This is a genomic window from Martinezella sp. CNPSo 3890, from assembly GCF_057784455.1.
Window position 1 is genome coordinate 889,986 of record NZ_JBXSOR010000001.1, and the last position, 14,386, is coordinate 904,371.

The following is a 14,386-nucleotide window of genomic DNA, read 5'->3' on the forward strand; positions in this document are numbered from 1 at the left end:
GTCTATTGACTCTCGAACAAAAATGGAACAAAAAAGAAACATAACGAGTAAGGAGCGCCTAAATGACCGACATTATTCGAGACGTTGCAGCATTCACTTCCATCGTCATGTTCGTTGCCAGCTTTTCCCTCATCATGATGGCGATGTAAGTTTTGTCCCCCATTTGCACATGCTGTTTCCATATTTGATGGGAGCAACTTCTGGACTTTACGGTCCGCAATGCCGAAAATGCCGCTGATTCATTCAGGTGTGCGGAAGGGTATGAAATGGCGGATGCAGGTGGCAGCGGCGCGGCAGCGCCGGTCGGCGAAATGCCGGAATTCGTGCACCTCAGGGTTCATTCCGCCTATTCTCTGCTAGAAGGCGCATTGCCGCTCAAGAAGATATTGGCCAAGGCTGCCGGGGACAGTCAGCCGGCTATTGCCATCACCGATACCAACAATCTGTTCGTTGCCCTGGAATTCTCGCAAAAGGCGATGGATGAGGGGCTGCAGCCGATCATCGGCTGTCAGCTGTCGATCGATATGGAGGATGGCGGCGAGGGCGAGAAGCGCGGGCCGCAGCAGGCTTTGGCGAAGCTGCCATCCATCGTTCTGCTTGCCGCAACCGAGCGGGGATATGAGCGCCTGGTTGATCTCGTCAGCCGCGCTTATCTCGGCGGCGAGGGCAACAGCGCCGTTCACATTGCAGCATCATGGCTGGATGAAATCGGCACGGAAGGAATGATTGCACTCACCGGTTCACTCACCGGTCCCGTCGATATGGCGTTGAAAGAAGGGCACGCCGCCCAGGCGCTCTCTCGGTTGTTGAGGCTGAAGCAGCTGTTCGGCGACAGGCTTTATGTCGAATTGCAGCGCCATGGCACCTATGATCGTCGTCACGAGCAGAAGATGATCAAGCTTGCTTATGAGCATGACATCCCGCTCGTTGCCACCAACGAAGCATTTTTCCCGACGCGGGATGATTATGATGCGCATGACGCTTTGATGGCGGTGGCCCACAATGCCATTGTCTCGGACGATACGCGGTTCCGCCTGACGCCGGATCATTATCTCAAGAGCCGTGCCGACATGGCGAAACTCTTCGCCAATCTGCCCGAAGCGCTGGAGAATACGGTCGAGATCGCTCGCCGCTGCTCCTTTATCCTGAAGACCCGCAAGCCGATCCTGCCGCGCTTCACCGGCGCCACGGACGATGCGGAGGAGGCGGAACGCGCCGAGGCCGCCGAGCTGCGCGCTCAGGCGATCGAGGGTCTCGACCTGCGTCTCGCCTCGCTCGGCATGGCGCCGGGCTATGCGGAAAAGGATTATCGCGAGCGGCTGGAATTCGAACTCAGCGTTATCGAGCGCATGAAGTTTCCCGGCTACTTCCTGATCGTTGCGGATTTCATCAAGTGGGCCAAGCGCCACGATATCCCCGTCGGCCCGGGCCGCGGTTCCGGTGCGGGCTCGCTGGTCGCCTACGCTCTGACCATCACCGACGTCGATCCGCTGCGCTTCTCGCTGCTGTTCGAGCGCTTCCTCAATCCGGAACGCGTCTCCATGCCGGACTTCGATATCGACTTCTGCCAGGACCGGCGCGAAGAGGTGATCCGTTACGTGCAGGCCAAATACGGCCGCGAGCAGGTGGCGCAGATCATCACCTTCGGTTCGCTGCAGGCGCGCGCAGCCTTGCGCGACGTCGGTCGCGTGCTCGAAATGCCCTATGGCCAGGTCGACAAGATCTGCAAGCTGGTGCCGAACAATCCCGCCAATCCGACCCCGCTCAGCAAGGCGATCGAGGAGGAGCCGCGTCTGCAGGAGGAGGCGGACAAGGAGCCGGTCGTCGCCCGGCTTCTCGACATCGCCCAGAAGATCGAAGGCCTCTATCGCCACGCCTCGACGCACGCGGCCGGTATCGTGATCGGCGATCGTCCGCTGTCGAAGCTCGTGCCGATGTATCGCGATCCGCGCTCCGACATGCCGGTCACCCAGTTCAATATGAAATGGGTGGAGCAGGCCGGTCTGGTGAAGTTCGACTTCCTCGGCTTGAAGACGCTGACTGTCCTCAAGACGGCCGTCGATTTCGTTGCCAAGCGCGGCATCTCGATCGATCTTGCCAGCATACCGCTCGACGACAAACCGAGCTATGAGATGCTCTCGCGCGGCGAGACGGTCGGCGTGTTCCAGGTGGAAAGTGCGGGCATGCGCAAGGCCCTGATCGGCATGCGTCCCGACTGCATCGAGGATATCATCGCGCTCGTAGCGCTCTATCGTCCCGGCCCGATGGAGAATATCCCGGTCTATAATGCCCGCAAGCATGGCGAGGAAGAGATCGAATCGATCCATCCGAAGATCGACTATCTTCTTAAGGAAACCCAGGGCGTTATCGTCTACCAGGAACAGGTGATGCAAGTCGCCCAGGTGCTTTCCGGCTATTCGCTCGGCGAAGCGGATCTTCTGCGCCGCGCCATGGGTAAGAAGATCAAGGCGGAGATGGACCAGCAGCGCGAGCGCTTCGTCGACGGAGCCATCAAGAACGGCGTTTCGAAGGGCCAGGCCGACGTCATCTTCGATCTGCTCGCGAAATTCGCCAATTACGGCTTCAACAAGTCGCATGCCGCTGCCTACGCCATCGTCTCCTACCAGACCGCCTATATGAAGGCGCACTATCCGGTGGAGTTCCTGGCAGCGTCGATGACGCTTGATATGTCCAACACCGAAAAGGTCAACGACTTCCGTCAGGATGCCAAGCGGCTTGGCATCGAGGTCATCGCACCTTCCGTGCAGACCTCGTTCCGCCATTTCGAGACGGGTGATAACCGAATCTATTATGCTCTGGCCGCCATCAAAGGTGTCGGCGAATCCGCCGTCGACCATATCGTCGAGGTGCGCGGCGACAAACCCTTTGCCGGCATCGAAGATTTCTGCCTGCGCATCGATCCCAAGCAGATCAACCGCCGCGTTCTGGAAAGCCTGATCTGCGCCGGCGCTTTCGATTGCTTCGAAATCGACCGCGCCCAGCTGATCGCCGGCCTCGACCGCATCATGGGTTATGCCCAGGTGGCGCAGGAAAACAAGCGCAGCGGCCAGCACGACATGTTCGGAAGTGCAGCCTCCGGTCCGGAAAAGATTGTGTTTCCGCCCTATACGCCATGGCTCGCCTCGGAGCGTTTGCTGCGCGAATTCCAGGTGCTCGGCTTCTATCTGACGGCACATCCGCTCGATACTTATAAGAGCGTGCTCGACAAGATGCGGGTGCAGCCGTTCGCCGAGTTCTCCGCCGCCGTAAAGCAGGGCGCCAGCAACGGCCGTCTCGCCGGCACGGTGATCTCCAAGCAGGAGCGCAAGACACGCACCGGCAACAAGATGGGCATCTTCGTCTTCTCTGATGCCTCGGGCCAGTTCGAAGCCGTGCTTTTCTCGGAAACGCTCAACCAGTATCGTGACGTACTCGAAGTCGGCAAATCCTTCGTCATTACCGCCCAGGCAGATGAGCGCCCGGAAGGCATCAGCCTGCGCCTGCAGACGGCGCAGTCGCTGGAGGAGAAGTCGTTGCAGATGCAGAAGGCGCTGCGCGTCTATGTCCGCAATTCCGGCCCGCTGAAAGCCGTTGCCGCGCATCTGAACGCGAAGGGCGATGGCCTGGTTTCCTTCATCGTCATCAAGGAGGAAGGAATGCGCGAGGTCGAGGTGGTACTGCCGGAGAAATATCGCATCACGCCCGAAATCGCTGCTGCCTTGCGCACGGCACCCGGCGTGATCGACGTGGAGCTGGTCTGAAGCAATTCCAGGAAAAGTGGATAGCGGTTTTCCGTTCGGAATTGCGTAAAAACAAAAAGGCTCTAGCCCTTCTTACCCAGCGCGCCATTGTTGGTAATGGTGATGAAATCGGTCTCGTTGCCGGTTTCCGGTCCGACACCGGTATCGGAAATCGTCAATGACGATCCGGCTGTCAGCAAATCCTCGATGCGGTGACGGATATCGTCGGGAATGGTGATGCGATTGAGCGCCTGTCCGACGGCGTCGAACGATTGCGATTGCTCCTCGCTGGTGATGCCGTAGCGCTTCTTCGTCTGCTTGCTCAAATCTTCTTCGAGCGTCATGCCGAACCAGTCGGCCTTTCCGCTGATCCGGTCGATCACGTTGGCGGTGAAGAAATGCACGCCGAGCGCTTCTTGCGGCTCGGCGATAATTGCGGGGCCTTCGAAGAGCGGCTTGAAGTTCTGGCGGACCATGATCGCACCGTTCGGCGGTTCGCCCTTGCCGGCGGCGGCATAGACTGCCTTCATCAGCGCGGGACTGACAAGGCCGCCCGTCGTCTTGATATCATGTGCCTTCTTGAAGTCTTCGATCGCCTGTACCGTCGCCGGCCCGAGCATCCCGTCGGGTGTTCCGGTGATAAAGCCCATTCCGTTCAGGATGCCCTGTAGGTCGCGCACGTTTTCGCGCAGCCCGCGCCGGGTGATGAGGATGCTGAGCGGCGCTGGATCGGCCGATGGCGCTAGAGTCTCCTGTGCCTTCGGTATCTTGATCGAGGTTACGTCATTCGTCGCGACCTGCAACGGTTGTGCCTGCGGTAGGAAGCTCGCGGTCATGGGACGCAGTTCGATGCCGGAAAACAGCGCCGGCGGTGGTGCTGGCAGCGGCTGGAACAGCGTCGCGTTTTCGAATGGCTGCGGCACGAGCGGCTGATCTGCGATGACGACATGGACGCCGCGCTCGGTCATTTGATAGAGCATCTTGGCAAAGGCCTTCGGCATGCGCACGCAGCCATGGGACGCCGGATAATTCGGCACCGAGTTGGACTCGTGCAGCGCAATTCCCGACCAGGTCAGCCTCTGCATGAAGGGCATAGGCGAGGCCGAGTAGAGGTTGGACTCGTGATAGACCTTCTTTTCCAGAATGGAGAAGATGCCGCTCGGGGTCGTGTGCCCGCGCTTGCCGGTGGAAACCTTCGAAGTCGCGATCACTTTGTCGCCGTCATAGACCGCAAGCGACTGCCTGTCCTTCGACACCACAATCTGCAGGGTGCGGGCATCCGGCGCAGCAAAGACGGGATGAGAAAGGGCGGTGGCTGACAACAGCGCGAGCCCCAGCAACAAAAATGGCTTCATAGACACAACCAAAACGCAATACTCGTTGCACTCAAGGTTAGACTTCGAAGTTTAAGGAAGACTTGCCGAAAACTCATGCCTTTCCGCGTCCATGAAAACGTGAGTTCGCCGAACGCCAGCCCAATACGGCATCGCCGAAGCGGAGCGATCAAACTCTGCTTCGACGATGATTGAAATCTCGAGCTTATGTGCGATCAGTGGACGTTGGAGGCCACCCAGTTGTGCCAGTCCTGCTCGCTGCCGTGGAAGGCGTTGAGGTCGATCCTGCCTTCGACGCCATGGGATACGCCGGAGCCGGAATATTGCCAGAACAGCCATTTACGGCCCGGATAGACCTTGGATGGATGTTGAGCCACGGCGCGCAGCCAGAAGGGATAGTCGAGCAGCTCGCCGCTCAGATTATCGCGATAGAAATCCGGTGCGGTGTAGACGATCGGGCGCTGGCCGTAATGCTTTTCCAGCTTGTCCATGAAGACCTGCATCTTGGCGAGAACCTGCTCGCGCGAAGGACGCCGCTTGCAGCTCGACTCGCCGTTCCATTCGACGTCGATGACAGGCGGCAGCGCTCCGGCCTCCTTGGGCACGTTGCGGATGAACCAGTCGGCCTGCTCTCCCGCAGTCCGGCACCAATAGAAGAAGTGATAGGCGCCGTGCTTCAGGCCCGCCTGCTGGGCGGCCCGCCAGTTCTTCTTGAACATGGGATCGAGATGATCGCCGCCGTCCGTTGCCTTGATGTAGACGAAGTTCGCACCCTGGGTGCGCAGCGTATCCCAGTCGATCTCGCCCTGCCAGCGCGAGACGTCGACGCCATGGACGGCGAGCTTCCGGGGCGAGGTAGACGTACCGAAGTTGATCGGCTTGGCATCGCGGAAGCGATGGCTGTAGATCTGCATCGGCTGCTGTCGCAGGGCGCGAGGCACCGGGTTCGATGGCGAGAGCATGGCAAGCGGCCGTTGCAGCGGGACTGGCGCGTCACCGTCGCCGCTCTGGTCGGAGGGCATAAGCCCTTCAGGCCGAAGATTTGTCGGCATCGCAACCGCAAGCGCCTGCTGCCGCTCGACGCGCGAAACGGTTTCGCCGATTTCGACGGATGGCACCGGCCTGCTGGTTTTCGCGATGGAACTCGTCACTTCTTTCGAAGGCGGGGCGGCTTGCGCGGCTTCGCGCTCACCTCGGGCGGCGCAGCCTGAAATCGTCAGGCAGGCGAGAAAAATGGTCGATACAGCCGATAGACGCATAGGAACCCGTACGCAAAACACACTCGGCGACGAGTTCACGCCGCCCGGAAGTCACAGAATCCAAGTCCTAATGGAAATTTACCAAAAAAGTTTGAATCCGAGCTTTCTCACGCGAAATAATCGCGCGCGTGGTGCGATTATTTGCGACACAGCCAAAAATCACCATGCGGTGACTTGTGCTAAATAATTGTTATTTGTGGTTTTTGTCGCCAAACGTGTAGCCGGTTTCGACTGTCTTATTGCCGAATTTTTCTCGCAGCTTGTCCATGGCTGCTTCCGCCGCAGCCCGTCGCGCAGCCTGCACGTCGATAAGATCGGGTGGATCTGCGCGTCCGGCATCGCCAAGATCGGTGACGCCGATGCCGATGAGGCGAAACTTCGTGCCGTCCGTCTCGGGCTCGAGCAGCCGCAAGCCGGTGCGAAAAATCCGGTCCGCCAATTGGGTCGGGTCCTCCAGACGGCGGTTACGCGTGCGGATCTTGAAATCCGAGGTTTTGAGCTTCAGCACGACGGTCTGGCCGGCAATGCCGCTGCGTTTCAGACGCCGTGAAACCTTCTCGGAGAGATCGCGCAGGATCGGCACGAGATCCTCATGGCGCCCGATATCTTCGAAGAAGGTGGTTTCGGAAGACACGCTTTTCGCCGCTTCGTTGGGATGCACGGTCCGGTCGTCGATCCCGCGCGAGAGGCGGAAAAGCCGCTGCCCAATTACGCCGTAACGGCGCATGAGATCGCCTTCCTCCATGGCCTGCAATTGGCCGATAGTGCGGATGCCATCGCTTGCGAGCGTCGCGGCAAAGGCCTTGCCGACACCCCATATCGTCGTGACTGGCCGTGGCTCCAGAAAGGAGAGGGCCTCTTCCTTGCCGATGACGGAGAAGCCTCGCGGCTTCTGCAGGTCGGAGGCCACCTTGGCGAGGAACTTGCAGTACGACAGCCCAACGGAGATGGTGATGCCGATTTCCTGCTCCACCCGCTTGGCGAACTTGGCGAGAATGCGAGCCGGCGGATCGTGATGGAGCCGCTGCGTGCCGTCGAGTTCAAGAAACGCTTCGTCGATCGAAAGCGGCTGAACCAGCGGCGTCAGGTCCTGCATCATGCCTCGAACCTCGCGGCCGACGCGGACGTATTTCTCCATGTTTGGACGGATGACGATAGCCTGTGGGCAGGCTTCCAGCGCCTTGAACATCGGCATGGCGGAGCGCACCCCATGGATGCGGGCGATATAGCAGGCGGTGGAGACGACGCCGCGCTTGCCGCCGCCGATGATGACAGGCTTATCGGCGAGCTCCGGATTGTCGCGTTTTTCGATGGAGGCATAGAAGGCATCGCAATCGATATGCGCCAGCGTCAGTGCGTAGAGCTCCCGGTGGTAAACGAGGCGGGGGCTGCCGCAGCTCCGACAGCGCGTGCGCATGGCCGATTGCTCGCTCAAGCAATCGCGACAGAAGCCGGAGATCTTGTCGGGCGCATGGGTCATGGAACGAGAACAAAAATTGAACATCGCCACTTTATGTTCTAAGCTTGCGAGTCTCAAGCTGGAAAACTGCCGGGGAGGTGGGAGTGCAGAATTTAATCGTGCAGCCGTTGACGCCGGACCGATGGGACGATTTCGAGACGTTATTTGGACCAAGCGGCGCCTGTTATGGCTGTTGGTGCACCTATTTCCGCGTCCCGACATCGCAGCGCAAGACGATGGATGCAGCAGCAAAGAAGCAGTTGATCCGCGAGCGAATCTCGGCTGGGCCGCCGCCCGGCCTTCTAGGCTATAATGATGGACAACCCATCGCCTGGGTGCAGGTCGGCCCGCGTGCAGAGCTGCCGCAATGGAACTCGCCGAAAACGGTGTCGCGTCCGCTCGATCCCGCCGATGCGGAAGACAGCTCCGTCTGGGCGGTGAGCTGCTTCTTCATGAATTCGAAGGATCGCGGCAAGGGAAACAGCCACCGCATGTTGTCGGAGGCCGTGAAATTTGCCCGTGCGTCAGGCGCGCGGTTGCTCGAAGGCTGTCCGATCGAGCGTACCAAGCAGTCGAAATCCGTCGGTCTCTATGTCGGTTCGCAGCGCATCTTCGAGGCCGCCGGATTTTTGGAAGTTGCAAAGCGCAAGGATGGCAGGCCTCTGATGCGCCTCGTGCTCTGAGGGCAGCTTGGGCGGCGTCAGCGCGCGATATGGGCCTGGATCAGCGGCGCTGCCTGGCTCCATTCATTGGCTTCTGGAATACCCGCGGCCGCTGCCGGTGCCATGCGGTGGACGATGGAATCCGGTTTCAGATTGATGAGGAGGCACTCCGGAACATGCTCGCTGACCGAATGCAGATTGTGGGCCATGTCATCGACGAAGGCGAGGGGCATCTCGCGCCGCCGATGCAGCGAGCGCACGATCGGCCCCTTCGGCTGCAGCGACGCGAGCAGTGGATAGGCAAGCTCGAGTCTGTCCAGCAGTCGCCGCCTCTGTTCCCAGAACTGCGGCGGCATGGCGGTGAGGAAAACGATGTCAGCGTCTTTCGAGAATTCGCCGAGCGTATCGACCACGCGATCGAGTGGTGTCTGCCATTTTTCCTGTGCCTCGAAGAAGGCCCCGATCAGCCGATGAACATCCTTTTCTTCCAGCGCAGAGCCGTTGGCCTTGGAGACGATGTTGCCCGTCAGCCGGAAGGAACGCGGCAGGAATTCATGGCCTTCTGCCTCGATGAAGGTCAGGAAGGGCGCAAAGAAGTGCAAGACGACGTCGTCGACATCGCAAACGATCAACGGCCGCTCCTGCAGCCGGATATGCGATACGTCGAATTCGATCGGGGCATCCATGATCAGTATTCTCCAGAGGCAAGGCCTGGCGGCGAAAAATGCGCCGATGCAGCGGCGACGGCCTCCGGCGCAATGCCGCTGGCCTCGCAGAAGGCCAGCAATGTCGGTTCGTGGTTCATGAGAAAATCGAGCATACCGGCAAGAAAGGCCGGCTCGTTGATGGCGTTGCGCACCTGTGCCGGCTCTATGCCGGTCAGCGCCAAGAAGCGGCCGAACATATCCGGTTCATTGGCCAGCCAGCCGAGTACGGCAATGGCAGTCTCTTGCGGGTCGGCCGCGCTCTTCTTCGGGTTCTTGAAGTTACTTTGCATTTTGACGGGTGAGTTACCTATTTTTCAACCAAATGCCGGTAGTTTGCGATTCAAGTATTTCTGGAATCGGTTCCTCGCGACCCTATATTTCGAGAGAATGGATGCAATACCGGATGCAGGGACAGCTTTCCATGCCTAAGCAGGTAATGATTGTAGAAGACAACGAGCTCAATATGAAGCTCTTTCGCGATCTGATCGAAGCGTCCGGCTACACGACGATCCAGACCCGCAACGGCATGGAAGCGCTCGATCTCGCGCGCAAGCACCGTCCCGATCTGATCCTCATGGATATCCAGCTGCCGGAAGTTTCCGGTCTGGAGGTCACCAAATGGCTGAAGGAAGACGACGATCTTCACGTGATCCCTGTGATCGCGGTCACGGCCTTCGCCATGAAGGGCGATGAGGAGCGCATTCGCCAGGGCGGTTGCGAGGCCTATGTGTCGAAGCCGATTTCGGTGCCGAAATTCATTGAGACCATTAAGACCTATCTGGGCGACGCCTGATGATGGGGAAGAGCTGATGACCGCACGCATCCTGGTAGTCGACGATATTCCGGCCAATGTGAAGCTTCTGGAAGCGCGGCTGCTCGCCGAATATTTCGAAGTGCTGACAGCCGAAGACGGCTTGAAGGCGCTCGCCATTTGCGCGGGCACGCAGGTCGATCTCATCCTCCTCGATATCATGATGCCCGGCATGGATGGTTTTGAGGTGTGCGAACGCCTGAAATCCGATCCCCGCACCGCCCATATACCCGTCGTCATGGTCACGGCGCTCGATCAGCCTGCCGACCGTGTGCGCGGCCTGAAGGCCGGTGCCGACGATTTCCTGACCAAGCCCGTCAACGACCTGCAGCTCATTTCGCGCGTCAAGAGCCTGCTTCGCTTGAAGACATTGAGCGACGAGCTGCATATGCGCAACGAGACTGCGCGCAATTTCGGTATTGACGATCTGATGCGGGCTGGCGACGGCCGCACCGAGGAAGCCGGCCAGGTACTGCTGGTCGATGGCCGCGCCAATTCGCAGGAGCGCATCATCCGCACGCTCAAGCCGATCGCCCAGATCGTCGCAATGTCCGATCCGCAGGCCGCTCTGTTTGAGGCTGCTGAACGGGCGTTTGAACTGGTCATCGTCAATTCGAATTTCGACGACTACGACCCGTTGCGGCTCTGCTCGCAGCTTCGTTCGCTGGAGCGCACGCGTTTTCTGCCCGTGCTGCTGGTGACGGAGCAGGGCGCGGACGACATGATTGTCCGCGCGCTGGATCTCGGCGTCAACGACTATATCGTCCGGCCGATCGATCCGAACGAACTCGTCGCGCGCTGCCTCACGCAGATACGCCGCAAACGCTATAATGATCGCCTGCGCGCCAGCGTACAGCAGACGATCGAGCTTGCCGTCACCGATGCGCTCACCGGCCTGCATAACAGGCGCTATCTCGACAATCACCTCAAGGTGCTTTTCGACCGTTCCCTGGCGCGGGGCCGGCCGCTCTCGATATTGATTACCGATATCGATCGCTTCAAGACCGTCAACGACACCCATGGCCACGATGCCGGCGATGAAGTTCTCAAGGAATTCGCCGCGAGAATCCGTTCCACGGTACGCGGCGCAGATCTCGCATGCCGTTATGGGGGCGAGGAGTTCGTTGTGGTTATGCCGGATACGCCTGCCGATACGGCCGCCGCGGTCGCGGAACGACTACGCGCTGCGGTAGAAAATATGCCGGTGAAATTACGCGAAAACGGTGTTGCGCTTAACATCACCGCATCCTTCGGAATTTCGTGCCGTTTGGAGACGATCGAGACGCCGGAGCAGTTGATGAAGCAGGCGGACCTTGCGCTTTACGAGGCCAAAAGAGCAGGACGCAATAGGGTTGTAGCTTCAGCGGCCTAGGGATGAATGGCGGAGAAATGCGGCCGCCCATGAATATTGAGGGTATTTTTCAGGTTTTGAACAACAGTTCAAAATTTTTTGTTCTTTATCCTGCGGGCATCGTCACATAGCCTTGTTTTAAAGAAACGCTGCATACTTATACTTTTGAATTCGCCAGATACCTTCGCTTTTCGGGTACTTTCGAAATATTCTTGTCTTATCGGTATATAGTTTTGTTTTGCTGGCGGCGTGTTGATGAGATGTCCGTTGAAAGTTGACCGATTAACTGAATGTAATTTGTATATTCAAATGCTCTTGTATATCTGTATTCGATCTTTTCTAACAAGGGAGGCATTATCACTTTATTCTTGATAGTTTCTTGAGTTAATTTCGCTAAGACTATCGGACATTCCTTTCCACCAAAGTCATGAATTTTAACCATCCGAGCAGACAGGCATTTTTTATCATTAAGAATTTGTTGATTTTCTTTCGGTTTCGCGCGAATTTAGTCTCGTACATGGACAACCCGCAAGGGTTCCGAGATACCCCATGATGCTCAGGTCCGCCGCATCTCCTGGGTCGTGGGGTCGGTCGGCTGGCAGGCAGAAAGATAACGGTTCCTCGTGCCGTTTTGCAGGCTAGCCGGCCCCCAATTTTAAAACGCCGCTCTTCGTTCGTCGAAGGCGGCGTTTTTCTTTTCTGCCGACACGGCAGGCCATTGCTCCACGCGGGAGCTTTCTAACTGACGTCGCAAAATCGGACAACGATCGAGACGATACCGCCAAAACAAAAAAAGGCGCCAACCCGAAGGTTTAGCACCTTTTTGTAACCTAAAGTTTAGGAAACTTACTTGATCTTCGTTTCCTTGAACTCGACATGCTTCTTAGCAATCGGGTCGTACTTCGTCTTCGTCATCTTGTCCGTCATCGTACGGCTGTTCTTCGTCGTGACGTAGAAGAAACCGGTGTCGGCCGTCGACAGCAGCTTGATCTTGATGGTGGTAGCCTTGGCCATGGTCGTCCTGCCTTTAATAAAAATGAACGCCGTGGACGGCCAGTGCGGAGGTCCACGGCGAATTCTGGCGCGAAAATACAAATCGCGCCCGAAAAGTCAACCTCTGTTGCCCATGAAAAGCAGGCGTATCCCCGAAAGCAGGACATAAAGGCCGAAGAAAAAGGCCACAGCCCAGGCAAAGCCGCTCGGATTGGCGAGATCCATGGCGGTACCGATCGTCGGCGGCCCTAGAACCATGCCGACGGCGTAACAGAAGACGAAGGCCGCGTTGGCCGCCACCAGATCGACGCCGGTCAGCCGCGTGCCCAGATGGCTGAGCCCGACCGTATACATGCCGGAAACGCAGCCTCCCCAGAAGAGCAGGATGATCGCGAGAATGATCCAGTTCGATGCCAGGGAGGGCAGCAGAAGCGCTCCGACAAGCCCGATCGTGGCCATGATCGACAGCAATGGCCGCTTGTCGCGCATGCGGTCGGCAAGCAGGCCGAGTGGAATCTGGAAGACGAAATTGCCGACGCCCATGACGGTCAGCAGCAGTGCGGCCTGTGATTCGTTGAAGCCGAGACGTGTCGCATAGCTGGTGAAGAGCGAGCCGCCGCCGACGGTGACCGCGCCGAACACGAAGACTGCGGCTGTCGCCGTTGGCACCAGGAAGATGTAGCGGACGAAGTGCAGCTCCGGCTTCTCGTCGACGATCGGGCTCTCGTTGCGGGCGATGAAGATCGGGATGGCAGCAGCCAGAATGATGCAGGCGCCGATGATGAAGGGCATCAAGCCTTCGCTGCCGACAACGGAAAAGAGCAGGGGGCCGGCCGCAAAACCGAGCGAGAACACGGTGGAGTAAAGCCCGAGCACGAAGCCGCGCTTCGAAGGCGGCGAAGCGGCATTGATCCAGAACTCCGACAGGATGAACAGCGTCGTCGTCGCCCCATGAAAGACGATGCGCAGCGGAAACCACAGCAGCAGATTTTCCGCATAATAGAAGCCGAGCGAGCTCAGTGCCGACAGGAAGACGGCCCAGATCATCGTTTGCACGACGCCGAAGCGGTGCGCGAGCTTGGTCGTGACGACCGCTGCCAGCATAGAAGCGACGCCCATCATCGCAGTATTGAGCCCGATCAGGCTTGAGGGAACGCCGCGTTTTTCGAGAATGATGCTCAGAAGCGGCAGGCCAAGGCCGATGGCGATGCCGACGGCGGATACGGACGCTATGGCTGCGACGAGCGAAGGCCAGTGAATTTCTTCGACATGGCCGGCCTTGTCGTTCGTCGGTTCAAGCATAAACTGATTCCTGGAGCATGAGACGGTCGAATCGATCCGGACGCGGAACATAGAAAGGCACGGCTCGGCCAAATTCAGGTGACGGGTCGGCTTTCATGAGATCGGTCAAACCCTCCGGAATGGTCCCCTTGACGCGGGGCATGTTCAGACAAGAAATGTTGCCGATGTCAAGCCGTTGCTGATTAACGAGCTCGCGCGAATGGCGAATATTGGTCGAATCGACGACGATTCCCGATAGAAGAGTGCGATGTGGCAAGACAACTTCGGCCATGAGCGCTGGCCGGCTGCGGGGGCGGGCACCTATCGTCACGAACGATCGTTCCCCTGATCCCATTCCTCCGGGCTGTCATCATGGCCGCCGAAGCCATGCATGCGCAGCGCCCATTGCAGGCCGATGACGCCACCCTTAATCGGCTGGATGATGGCAAACGCCGCGATAATGGTGATCGGCGCCCAGATGGCGAGATGCGCCCAGAGCGGCAGCTTGAAGGTCATATCAGTCAGCATGTAGCCGCCGACGATGAGGTGGCCGAGAACGAGGATCACCAGATAGGGCGGCAGGTCATCGGCGCGCTGGTGAGAGATATCTTCATCACAGACCGCGCAGCGGTCGACAGGCTTTAGAAAAGCACGGAAGAGCCTGCCCGTGCCGCAGCGGGGGCAGCGGTTCAGCATGCCGCGTAAAATCGACCGCCCGCGGGGACGTTCGCTCTCGTCTGAACCGCCGAAGCGGATGGGAGAGTCGGATGGGCTGCCCGTCATGAATAC

13 protein-coding genes are annotated in these 14,386 nt (G+C 58.7%); 4 read left to right on the forward strand and 9 right to left on the reverse strand.

The genetic code is table 11. The features are described from left to right. The first annotated feature begins 266 nt into the window (after nt 1-266). On the forward strand, nt 267-3,761 hold the full coding sequence (dnaE, locus tag AC13RC_RS04345; protein WP_488556578.1) for a DNA polymerase III subunit alpha: 3,495 nt from the start codon (nt 267-269) through the stop codon (nt 3,759-3,761). Nucleotides 3,762-3,823: 62 nt separating this feature from the next. Here dnaE and AC13RC_RS04350 read toward each other — a convergent pair whose 3' ends face one another. From AC13RC_RS04350 to AC13RC_RS04360, 3 genes are all read right to left on the reverse strand, one after another. Next, nucleotides 3,824-5,095: a L,D-transpeptidase family protein gene (locus AC13RC_RS04350; RefSeq protein WP_488556579.1), complete on the reverse strand. Its 1,272-nt coding sequence runs from the start codon at nt 5,093-5,095 to the stop codon at nt 3,824-3,826. Nucleotides 5,096-5,289: 194 nt separating this feature from the next. Further along, a complete protein-coding gene (locus AC13RC_RS04355; RefSeq protein ID WP_183811847.1) occupies nt 5,290-6,333 on the reverse strand; it encodes a glycoside hydrolase family 25 protein in 1,044 nt (347 codons plus the stop codon). Nucleotides 6,334-6,523: 190 nt separating this feature from the next. Then, a complete protein-coding gene (locus AC13RC_RS04360) occupies nt 6,524-7,813 on the reverse strand; it encodes a DNA polymerase IV (RefSeq protein WP_488556580.1) in 1,290 nt (429 codons plus the stop codon). A gap of 83 nt (nt 7,814-7,896) precedes the next feature. Here AC13RC_RS04360 and AC13RC_RS04365 point away from each other — a divergent pair, with 83 nt between their 5' ends. Then, on the forward strand, nt 7,897-8,475 hold the full coding sequence (locus AC13RC_RS04365; RefSeq protein WP_488556581.1) for a GNAT family N-acetyltransferase: 579 nt from the start codon (nt 7,897-7,899) through the stop codon (nt 8,473-8,475). A 17-nt stretch (nt 8,476-8,492) separates the two neighbouring features. Here AC13RC_RS04365 and AC13RC_RS04370 read toward each other — a convergent pair whose 3' ends face one another. Further along, nucleotides 8,493-9,140, reverse strand: coding sequence for a hypothetical protein (locus AC13RC_RS04370; protein WP_152096424.1), 648 nt, complete (start codon nt 9,138-9,140; stop codon nt 8,493-8,495). Nucleotides 9,141-9,142: 2 nt separating this feature from the next. Beyond that, complete coding sequence (locus AC13RC_RS04375) at nt 9,143-9,451, reverse strand: DUF3572 domain-containing protein (protein ID WP_069614952.1); 309 nt, start codon at nt 9,449-9,451, stop codon at nt 9,143-9,145. 131 nt (nt 9,452-9,582) lie between these two features. Here AC13RC_RS04375 and AC13RC_RS04380 point away from each other — a divergent pair, with 131 nt between their 5' ends. Both AC13RC_RS04380 and AC13RC_RS04385 read left to right on the forward strand, forming a co-directional pair. Beyond that, a complete protein-coding gene (locus AC13RC_RS04380) occupies nt 9,583-9,954 on the forward strand; it encodes a response regulator (protein ID WP_028754034.1) in 372 nt (123 codons plus the stop codon). Nucleotides 9,955-9,970: 16 nt separating this feature from the next. After that, nucleotides 9,971-11,344, forward strand: a complete 1,374-nt coding sequence (locus AC13RC_RS04385; protein ID WP_488556582.1) for a PleD family two-component system response regulator — start codon at nt 9,971-9,973, stop codon at nt 11,342-11,344. Nucleotides 11,345-12,169: 825 nt separating this feature from the next. Here AC13RC_RS04385 and rpmG read toward each other — a convergent pair. From rpmG to AC13RC_RS04405, 4 genes are all read right to left on the reverse strand, one after another. Beyond that, nucleotides 12,170-12,337: a 50S ribosomal protein L33 gene (gene rpmG / locus AC13RC_RS04390; protein WP_003587245.1), complete on the reverse strand. Its 168-nt coding sequence runs from the start codon at nt 12,335-12,337 to the stop codon at nt 12,170-12,172. A 96-nt stretch (nt 12,338-12,433) separates the two neighbouring features. Further along, nucleotides 12,434-13,618 carry an MFS transporter gene (locus AC13RC_RS04395; protein WP_069614950.1) on the reverse strand — a complete coding sequence of 395 codons (1,185 nt, stop codon included), beginning with the start codon at nt 13,616-13,618 and terminating at the stop codon, nt 12,434-12,436. Then, a complete protein-coding gene (locus AC13RC_RS04400) occupies nt 13,611-13,889 on the reverse strand; it encodes a hypothetical protein (RefSeq protein ID WP_113328959.1) in 279 nt (92 codons plus the stop codon). Before AC13RC_RS04400 ends, AC13RC_RS04395 begins: the two co-directional genes overlap by 8 nt. 35 nt (nt 13,890-13,924) lie before the next feature. Further along, on the reverse strand, nt 13,925-14,380 hold the full coding sequence (locus tag AC13RC_RS04405) for a DUF983 domain-containing protein (protein ID WP_488556583.1): 456 nt from the start codon (nt 14,378-14,380) through the stop codon (nt 13,925-13,927). Between the last annotated feature and the right edge of the window lie 6 nt (nt 14,381-14,386).

Bases quoted from the DNA above. Each gene is read 5' to 3' on its own strand.
- dnaE (WP_488556578.1), top strand. From the start codon at position 267: ATGGCGGATGCAGGTGGCAGCGGCGCGGCAGCGCCGGTCGGCGAAATG.
- AC13RC_RS04350 (WP_488556579.1), bottom strand. From the start codon at position 5,095: ATGAAGCCATTTTTGTTGCTGGGGCTCGCGCTGTTGTCAGCCACCGCC.
- AC13RC_RS04355 (WP_183811847.1), bottom strand. From the start codon at position 6,333: ATGCGTCTATCGGCTGTATCGACCATTTTTCTCGCCTGCCTGACGATT.
- AC13RC_RS04360 (WP_488556580.1), bottom strand. From the start codon at position 7,813: ATGACCCATGCGCCCGACAAGATCTCCGGCTTCTGTCGCGATTGCTTG.
- AC13RC_RS04370 (WP_152096424.1), bottom strand. From the start codon at position 9,140: ATGGATGCCCCGATCGAATTCGACGTATCGCATATCCGGCTGCAGGAG.
- AC13RC_RS04375 (WP_069614952.1), bottom strand. From the start codon at position 9,451: ATGCAAAGTAACTTCAAGAACCCGAAGAAGAGCGCGGCCGACCCGCAA.
- AC13RC_RS04380 (WP_028754034.1), top strand. From the start codon at position 9,583: ATGCCTAAGCAGGTAATGATTGTAGAAGACAACGAGCTCAATATGAAG.
- AC13RC_RS04385 (WP_488556582.1), top strand. From the start codon at position 9,971: ATGACCGCACGCATCCTGGTAGTCGACGATATTCCGGCCAATGTGAAG.
- rpmG (WP_003587245.1), bottom strand. From the start codon at position 12,337: ATGGCCAAGGCTACCACCATCAAGATCAAGCTGCTGTCGACGGCCGAC.
- AC13RC_RS04395 (WP_069614950.1), bottom strand. From the start codon at position 13,618: ATGCTTGAACCGACGAACGACAAGGCCGGCCATGTCGAAGAAATTCAC.
- AC13RC_RS04400 (WP_113328959.1), bottom strand. From the start codon at position 13,889: ATGGCCGAAGTTGTCTTGCCACATCGCACTCTTCTATCGGGAATCGTC.
- AC13RC_RS04405 (WP_488556583.1), bottom strand. From the start codon at position 14,380: ATGACGGGCAGCCCATCCGACTCTCCCATCCGCTTCGGCGGTTCAGAC.